General features: G+C 69.9%; 8 protein-coding genes. 2 read left to right on the top strand and 6 right to left on the bottom strand.

Translation table 11 applies throughout. The features are described 5' to 3' along the window. Positions 1-121 precede the first annotated feature (121 nt). Positions 122-397 carry a BldC family transcriptional regulator gene (locus AB0M54_RS12050; RefSeq protein ID WP_364322326.1) on the top strand — a complete coding sequence of 92 codons (276 nt, stop codon included), beginning with the start codon at positions 122-124 and terminating at the stop codon, positions 395-397. Here AB0M54_RS12050 and AB0M54_RS12055 read toward each other — a convergent pair. Genes AB0M54_RS12055 through AB0M54_RS12070 form a run of 4 tightly spaced genes read right to left on the bottom strand, consistent with a single transcriptional unit; the run spans position 370 to position 3,805 of the window. Next, on the bottom strand, positions 370-1,017 hold the full coding sequence (locus AB0M54_RS12055; RefSeq protein WP_364470586.1) for a UbiX family flavin prenyltransferase: 648 nt from the start codon (positions 1,015-1,017) through the stop codon (positions 370-372). The genes AB0M54_RS12050 and AB0M54_RS12055 overlap by 28 nt on opposite strands. Further along, positions 1,014-1,892, bottom strand: coding sequence for a menaquinone biosynthesis prenyltransferase MqnP (mqnP, locus tag AB0M54_RS12060; protein WP_364322322.1), 879 nt, complete (start codon positions 1,890-1,892; stop codon positions 1,014-1,016). The genes AB0M54_RS12055 and mqnP overlap by 4 nt, the downstream gene beginning before the upstream one ends. Beyond that, positions 1,889-3,349: a menaquinone biosynthesis decarboxylase gene (locus AB0M54_RS12065; protein WP_364470588.1), complete on the bottom strand. Its 1,461-nt coding sequence runs from the start codon at positions 3,347-3,349 to the stop codon at positions 1,889-1,891. Before AB0M54_RS12065 ends, mqnP begins: the two co-directional genes overlap by 4 nt. A gap of 51 nt (positions 3,350-3,400) precedes the next feature. Continuing rightward, positions 3,401-3,805, bottom strand: coding sequence for a hypothetical protein (locus AB0M54_RS12070; protein WP_364470590.1), 405 nt, complete (start codon positions 3,803-3,805; stop codon positions 3,401-3,403). 156 nt (positions 3,806-3,961) lie between these two features. Between AB0M54_RS12070 and AB0M54_RS12075 the strand changes: the two genes are divergently transcribed. Beyond that, positions 3,962-4,840, top strand: a complete 879-nt coding sequence (locus tag AB0M54_RS12075; protein WP_364322316.1) for a hypothetical protein — start codon at positions 3,962-3,964, stop codon at positions 4,838-4,840. Here AB0M54_RS12075 and AB0M54_RS12080 read toward each other — a convergent pair. Continuing rightward, on the bottom strand, positions 4,771-5,802 hold the full coding sequence (locus AB0M54_RS12080) for a LacI family DNA-binding transcriptional regulator (RefSeq protein WP_364470592.1): 1,032 nt from the start codon (positions 5,800-5,802) through the stop codon (positions 4,771-4,773). The two genes, AB0M54_RS12075 and AB0M54_RS12080, sit on opposite strands and share 70 nt — an antisense overlap. A gap of 124 nt (positions 5,803-5,926) precedes the next feature. Continuing rightward, positions 5,927-8,299: a glycosyl hydrolase family 28-related protein gene (locus AB0M54_RS12085; protein WP_364470594.1), complete on the bottom strand. Its 2,373-nt coding sequence runs from the start codon at positions 8,297-8,299 to the stop codon at positions 5,927-5,929. Positions 8,300-8,498: the final 199 nt, after the last annotated feature.

Here is an 8,498-nt window from a genome sequence, read left to right on the forward strand (position 1 = left end):
TTTTCCGCATTTCACGGACTTGCTGATAGGGCGATGCTCTAATTGCTGTACGTCCCGATCGAGCTCGCCGCCACTCACCGTGACCACGGCCGCTCCAACACACCGACGCGAGGAGGAGGCTGTGGACACGGGAGATCGTCTGCTGACGCCGGGCGAGGTGGCCGCGCTGTTCCGCGTCGACCCGAAAACGGTCACACGCTGGGCCGCTGCCGGCCGTATCGGCAGCATCCGCACACCCGGCGGTCACCGCCGCTTCCGCGAATCCGAGGTTCGCGCGCTGCTCGAGGGCGACGGCGTGGTCGAGGAGATGCGGGAGGACGATGCGGCCAACCGGCCACGCAACGGCGGCCCCTCGAACCCGGGGTCGAGTTACGGGCCACCCAACGGGCTGCGCTGAGCATTCAGCTCACCTGTCCAACGGGCGAAGAGGGTGTGCGTGACGCCGAGCGCGTCCAGCACCTTGCCCGCCACGAAGTCGACCAGCTGTTGAGCTGTCGCCGTCGCACCCGCGCCGTAGAAGCCAGGGCTGGCCGGTAGCACCACCGCGCCTGCATCATGCAGCGCGATGAGGTGCTCCAGGTGGGAGCGGGTGACCGGCGTCTCACGGGGCACCACGACCGTGCGCCGGCGCTCCTTCAGGTTGACCTCGGCGGCCCGCTGGAGCAGGTCCTTGGACAGGCCGATGGCGATGCCCGCGCAGGCGGCCGTGCTGGCCGGCACGACCACCATGCCGGCGGCCGGGTACGAGCCGCTGCTCGGGCCGGCCGCCAGGTCGGAGGCCGGCCAGTAGGTCAGGTCGTCGCCGAGGTCGCGGCCCAGCCAGGCCGCCACGTCGTCCTTCCAGTGCGCGTCCCGGACGGTCGCGCCGGTCTCGTCCAGCAGGGTCAGCCGGGCCGCCTTGGAGATCACCAGGTCGACCGGGTGGCCGGCGTCGAGGAGCCCGAGCAGGACCGTTTTCGCGTACGGGGTGCCGGACGCCCCGGAGACCCCGACGATCCAGGGCGTCCGCGGCGTCACAGCAGCACCAGGTCGAGCAGGGCGAACACGAAGAGTGCGATCCCGACGAAGCCGTTGGCCGTGAAGAACGCTCTGTTCACCTTGCTGAGATCACGAGGCGTGACGATCACGTGCTGGTAGGCGAACGCGGCCGCGGTCAGGGCCAGACCGACCCACCACAGCCAGCCCAGGCCGACCAGCGCGCCGAACCAGACGAACAGGGCGAAGGTCACCACATGGGTGACGGTCGAGATGTGCAGGGCGGTGCGCACCCCGAACCGGGCCGGCGTGGAGTGCACGCCGATCTGCCGGTCGATCTCCACGTCCTGACAGGCATAGATGATGTCGAAGCCGCCGATCCACAGACCGACCGCGACGCCGAGCACCCAGGCCGGTCCGGAGCCGGCGAACGTACCCGTGATCGCGATCCAGGCCCCGACCGGCGCGACCGCCTGGGCCAGGGCGAGCACGTAGTGCGGGAAGTTCGTGAAGCGCTTGGCGTACGGGTAGATCACCAGCGGGATCACCGCCAGCGGCGAGAGCACCAGGCACAGCCAGTTGAGCAGGCCGGCCGCCACGAAGAGGAAGACCAGGGAGATCAGCGCGCCGGTCCAGGCCGTGCGGACGCTCACGGCGCCGGTGACCAGTTCGCGGTTCTGCGTACGCGGATTGAGCGCGTCGATCTTGCGGTCGAGAATGCGGTTGGCCGCCATCGCGAAGGTCCGCCCCGCCACCATCGCGACGGTGATCAGCAGAAGGTCTTTGATTCGCACGGACGGCCACATGGCCACGAACGCCGAGAGGTAGGCGAACGGCAAGGCGAAGATCGAGTGCTCGACCTTGACCAGGCTGAGGAACGCTCTGGCCTTGCCCGGTTTCTCCGACAAGTCGGTCATATGCCGTACTCCTTCCACCGCTTGTCCACCAGGCCGACGACCTCGGGCGCCATCGTCATCTCCTCCGGCCAGCCGCGCGTGTAGCCCTCGGCCGGGAGCTTACGGGTCGCGTCGAGACCCGCCTTGCCGCCCCAGAACTGCTGGTAGGAGGCGTGATCGAGGTGATCGACCGGCCCCTGGGTGACCAGTAGGTCGCGGTCGTAGTCGACGTTGCCGAACGCCCGGAACGCCACCTCGCGGTAGTCGTGCACGTCGCAGTCCTCATCCACCACGACGATCAGCTTGGACAGCGACATCAGGTGGGCGCCCCAGATCGCGTTCATGATCTTCTGGGCGTGCTTGGGGTAGCGCTTCCGGATCGAGACGATCACGCAGTTGTGGAAGACGCCCGCCGCCGGCATGTCGTAGTCGACGATGTCCGGGATCAGCATCTTCAGCAGCGGCAGGAAGATCCGCTCGGTGGCCTTGCCCAGCCCGTGGTCCTCCTGCGGCGGCTTGGACGTGATGATCGAGTGGTAGACCGGCTGCTTCCGCATGGTCATCACCTCGACGTGCAGCACCGGGAACGGCTCGACCGGCGTGTAGAAGCCGGTGTGGTCGCCGAACGGCCCCTCGTCCTGCCGCTCCCCCGGCTCGAGATAGCCCTCGAGGACGATCTGCGCCTGCGCCGGGACCTGCAACGGCACGCTGACGCAGTCGACCATCTCGACCCGCTCGCCGCGCAGGAACCCGGCGAAGAGGTATTCGTCGATGTCACCCGGCAGCGGCGCCGACGCGGCGTAGCTGACCACCGGATCACACCCGATGGCGATGGCGACCGGGAGCCGCTGGTTTTTTCTTTCCGCGACGGCATGATGCGCGGTCGAGTCCTTGTGGATCTGCCAGTGCATGCCCAGCGTGTTCCGCGAGTGCTGCTGGAGCCGGTAGAGCCCGAGGTTCCGCTTGCCCGTCTCGGGGTGCTTGGTGTGGGTCAGCCCGAAGTTGTGGAAGATGCCGCCGTCGCCCGGCCAGACCTGCAGCCCCGGCAACTTGTCCAGATCGACCTCGTCGCCCTTCAGCACCACCTCTTGGCAGGGCGCCGACTTGACCTTCTTCGGCGGCAGCGAGGTGAGCTGCATGACCTTGCCCAGCCCCTCACGAATGCCGGAGAACCCGACCGGCAGCTCGGGCTTGATCATCGCCCCGATCCGGTCACCCACCTCGTCAAGGTGGTCGACCCCGAGCGCCATGGCCATCCGCTTCTCGGTGCCGAAGAGGTTGACCACGATCGGCATCTCGCCGCGGGTGGGCCGTTCGAAGAGCAGCGCGGGCCCGCCGGCGCGAACGGTGCGGGTAACCACCTCGCTGATCTCCAGCGTCGGGTCAACCGGAACGGTCACCCGCCGCAGCTCACCGGCCTTCTCCAGCGCCGAGATGAAAGACTGCAGGTCAGAGTACGGAAACCCACGAGCGGCCATGCCCCAAGTCTGGCACCGGCACCCGCCGGAAACGGATCAGGGTGCCAATCGTCACGATCCCTCCGCACCCGGTGGCGAGTTCGCCACATCGACGGCGAGTTTGATCTGCTGCCAGTCGCTCAGTGGCTGGCCGGGACCAAGCGGTTCGACGTAATCCCACAAGATGCCCGCTTGCGGCCCGCTGATCTGTGGAAGAACAAGGTGCGGCTGAACCGGGCTCGCCGTACTCACGATCTCATCGGCATTGAGCCAGACCGAGTCACATTCCCCGCACACCATCAGCGGCTGGCCCGTCGCCACCACGACGCACGACAGGAGCCACCCCGCTCGCACCACCCGCACAGGTATTTGTCGATCGAATCCAGCCGCTGCTCGAGAACCTGCTGCCAATACCTCATCAGCACGAGCGAAAGGGCAGGAAGCCGTGACCCGCGATCCGATGTGGTCGCGCTTCATCGTTGGACGTCATCACGTTCCCTCGCATTGACCATTTTCAGTGGCCAGGAGCCTATGTGCTGAAGTGACTGACGTAAGTGAGATTCACGTCTGCCTGACGAGGGGCCGTCACCAGTGATCGTCGTCGGGCGTTGATCGTGCGTGAAGGTGCGCACTGTGGGACGGATTCTTGGGCTGGCCGGGCTGGTGTGCGCACTGGCCGCGACCGCGCCCGCGCAGGCTCGTGAGCTGCCCGCCTGCGGCGCGGGGGCGGCCTCGACCACGGCGCCGACGATGCCGGCGGGGAAGCGGACGCCGGGGGCGTGCCGGGCCGTGGGGCGGGTGCTGGAGTCGGCGATCCAGGTGCAACGGCTGCGGGTCGAGGCGACCGCCAGCGGGTATCACCATCTGGGGGCGGGCACCGCGGGTGAGTGGGGTGGGGTCTCGGGGCGGATCTCGGTGGTGGACGGGGCGATCCGGCCCAACACCTATGACTTCGTGGCCGGGCGGTTCATGGTCAAGCGGGACCTGGGCGGCGGGAACATCTCGTGGCTGGAGGCGGGCTGGGCCGAGACCGGGTGGGCGGGGGCCGGGCGGCAGCACGTCTACACCTACAACACCAACACCAAGAGCTGGCAGTTCTACGACCAGTACGCGCTGAAGCCGGGCGACCGGGCCTGGCTCGACCTGCACACCGACGGGCAGGGCGTGTGGCAGGCGTGGTTGTGGTGGAACAACCGGTGGAACCTGCTCACCGCGCAGCGGCTGCCGGTCGGCGGTAGCGCGTACGTCGAGCAGTACGTCGAGGTCTACGCCGACCCGCGCCGGGCCACCCGGATCGACGTGCCCGCCGTGACCGTGGACAACGTGCAGTTGCGCCCGGCCGGTGGCGGCGACCCGCGGTTCTGGCGGGCCGACGTGAACACGTTGACGGCGGACTCAGCCGCGCAGCGTACCGGCGGATTCTGTCTTGATTGGAAGACCCGTTACGACACCTGGACGGCCGGGGACTGCCCGGGGCTGGGGCTGCTGGGCGAGAAGCGCGCGGTCGAGTAGCGGACGACCAGCTCGGGCTCGAAGAACAGCTCTTCGCCGCCGGCCGGGCGCCCGTCGATCTGCTGGAGGAGCAGTGACACGGCGGCGTGGCCCATCGCGTCGACCGGCTGGCGGACCGTGGTGAGCGGCGGGTCGGTGAACGCCATCACCGGTGAGTCGTCGTACCCGACCACCGAGACGTCCCGGGGCACGGCCAGGCCCAGGCGGCCGGCCGCGCGCACCGCCCCGATCGCGGTCACGTCGCTCGCGCAGATCAGCGCGGTCGCCCCCTGTTTGAGCAGGTGGCCGGCGGCGACCTGGGCCTCGGCCATGGCGAACGGCGCCCGGCCGACCAACTCGCCGTTGAGCGCTTGGAAAGCCGCCAGTTTGCGCGCCGACGGCACGTGGTCCGGCGGGCCGAGCAGCAGGCCGACCCGCTCGTGACCGAGGGCCGCCAGGTGGTGGTAGGCCATCTCCACGCCGTGCCCGTCGTCGGTGCACACCTGCGGGAACCCAAGCCCCTGGACGGCCGCGTTGACCAGCACGGTCGGCAGCGCCCGCTCGCGCAGCGCCGCGTAGTGCGTGTGGTCGGCCGCCATCTCCTGGTAGCGCCCGCCCGCGAAGATCACCCCGGAGACCTGCTGGTCGAGCAGCAGCCGGACGTAGTCGGCCTCGGTCACGCCGTCGACCGTGCGCGTGCACAGCACCACGCTGAACGCGCGCTTCGCCAGCGCGCCGGCCATGGCCTCGGCCAGCGCGGGGAAAACCGGGTTGGTCATCTCGGGCAGAACCAGACCGACCAGCCGGGTACGTTCGCCGCGCAGCTTGTTCGGCCGCTCGTACCCGAGCACGTCGAGCGCGGTCAGCACCGCGTCGCGGGTGGCCTGGGAGATGCCGGGCTTGTCGTTGAGCACCCGGGACACGGTCGCCTGGCTCACGCCGACGTGCTGCGCGATGTCGGCCAGGCGGCGGCGGCTGCTCATGCCTCGGAGTCTAGGAGCCAGACGGCCGTGTCCGGTGGCAGCGCCTTCCCCGGCGCCGAACTCAGGCCAGGCCGGCCCGCCCTGTAGATCGCGGCCGACCGCCACCACTCCATCGCCGGACTCCCTACCAGCCGCTGTTTCCGGGGCCACGGGTGATCTGGAAGCCGCTGTTGTTGGCCAGGGCCGGGCCGCCGGTGCCGGCGACGGTCACATAGCCGAACGTGCCGGAGCCGGGCGTGTTGAACTCCATGCCGATGGTCCCGGCGCCGCGGAACGCGACCCGCTCGAGCGTCAGCCCGTTGATCGGCACCTGCCAGCTCAGCAGCATTCCCTGGTACGAGCTGTCGACGACCTCGAGGTCACGCAGCACCACCGGCGCGGCGATCGGGTTGGCCGGCGCGTAGAGCCACACCGCCCCGATCGCGCTGCCCCAGTCGAGGCTGTACGAGCCGGCCCGGGTCAGCGTGTTCCGTTGCACCACCGTGGTCCCGCCGAACGGCACCGAGTCGTGCCAGGTCGACACCGTGACGCCGGCGCCCTGGAACACGATGTCGGTGATCAGGTTGTCCTCGATCCGGTTCGCGGCGCCGCCGTAGATCGCGGCGCCGTTCGCCAGCAGCGGCAGGGTCAGCGTGTTGAAGGCGAACACCGAGTCGCGTACGGTCCCGGCGTTCACCCACGACCACATGGCCAGGCCGTCGTCGCCGGTGTTGCGGGTGGTGCTCTGCTCGACGCGTACGTTGGACGTGTTGCCGTTGATGTTGGCCCCGTCGGCCATGGTGTTGCGGATCCGCAGCCCGACCGCGTAGAGCCCGGCCGCGCTCTTCACCCAGAGGCCGACCTTGGCGTGGTTGGTGGCCACGTTGCGGATCAGCGAGCCGGCGCCGAAGTCGCCCTCGATCGCCGCGTCCGAGTTGGGGCAGCAGTCCGGGTCGCGGGTGGTGACGTCGCCGTCGAAGGTGAAGTCGCCGAGCTGCGTGTTGCCGCCGGTGACATAGAGGCCGCCGCGGCGGTTCTGTCCAAGCAGGACGGTGTGCCACAGGCCGGCGCCGCGGACATCGATGCCGGCCACGTCGACCAGCGAGCCGATCACGAAGCGGCCGGCCGGGATCCACAGGCCCCGGGCCGGGTTCGACCGGGCCGCGGACACGGCCGAGCGGAAGGCCATGGTGTCGTCCCCGGCATCGTTGGCGACCGCGCCGTACGACGTGACGCTGACATAGCCGGCCGGTGCGGGCTGCGGCGCCTCGGCCACCTCGGCGTCGACCAGGTCCACCGTCACGTACGCGGTCGCGGTCGTCTCCTTGACCAGCCGCAGCACGGTCCCGGCCGGGTAGGTCTGCGGCAGCAGCGTACGCACGTCGTCGAAGTAGCGGTGCGGCCGTTCGCCACCGGGCGCCCCGTCGAACGGGTACGGCCCGTACATCCAGCTGTACTTCGACGTCAGCGGCAGGTCGGCGACCTTCGTCCCACCGATGTGGACCGCGAGCGGCGCGGAACTGTTGTCCGGCAGGCCCGCGCGAACCGTGATCGCGTTGGCCGGCCTGGTCAGCGTCACCTCGACGTACTGGCCGGCGCCGGTCAGTCGCACCGCCCGCCGCCCGGACGCCTCGGCCTGCTCGGTGGTGTAGATCCGGCCCGCCGCGAGCACCGATCCGTTGGTACGCCCGGCTTCCGCCTCGTACGTGGTGTACGGCAGCGTCGCACCGCGCGCGGCCAGCGCCGTGCTCCCGGCGACCGCCAGGTTGTCCAGTTGCACGCCGCCGGAGTCGCCGCCGTCGACCTGGAAGCCCACGATGTTCACCCCCGCCCGCAGCGGCAGATCGCGTTGCGTGGTCTGCCATCCGGCGCCACTGGGCAGGCTGAGCTGCCCCTGCTTCAGGCCGTTGGCGTAGACCGACAGCGTGCGGTTCGAGCCCGAGGTGTTGCGGAAGCGCAGGGTGGTCGCGGCGGTCCCGGCCGTTTCCTTCCTGACGGTACGGAGGATCCGGGCGCCCGCCCCGAGCCCGGTGACGAACCCGTTCCCGGTGTACCCGGCGACATCCGTGGCGACGGTGGCCCCGGCCACGAAGCCGTCCTCCAGCTCGAGGCCGCTGCTCGGCGCCGACGGCGTGGTGACGGTCAGGTTGTCGAGGTTGAAGTTCCCGTTGTCGGCGGTGCCGTACTTCACCGCGACCGCGTTGGCGCCCACGGTCAGGCTGAGCCCGGCGTCGACCGTGCCCCAGGCGTCCCAGTTGGCCAGGGCCGGCAGGGTGACCTGCTGGGTCACGCCGTTGACGATCAGCGAGGCCGTGCGGGGCGAGCCGGTGCCGTTCGCGTACCGCAGCGTGGCCGTGCCCGACCCGGCCAAGCCTGAGCTGACCGTGAAGGCGGCGGTGGCGTTGCCCCGGTTCCCGTCGACGAAGCCGCCGACATAGCCCGAGCCGGTGTAGCCGGGGTGTTCGGTTTCCACCCGGGCACCGCCGCTGAGCTGGGCCGCCTCGGCCTCCAGACCCACCGCCGCGGCCCCTTTGCTCTGAGCGCGTATAGGCAACACCCCGCGACCGCTCTGAGCAGGCGCGACGGCTCTCTCGCCACCGCTCTGAGCGCGTATAGGCAACACCCCGCGACCACTCTGAGCAGGCGCGACGGCTCTCTCGCCACCGCTCTGAGCGCCTATAGGCAACACCCCGCGACCACTCTGAGCAGGCGCAACG

Origin of the sequence: Actinoplanes sp. NPDC051470, from assembly GCF_040682035.1 — a bacterium.
Classification (GTDB): domain Bacteria; phylum Actinomycetota; class Actinomycetes; order Mycobacteriales; family Micromonosporaceae; genus Actinoplanes.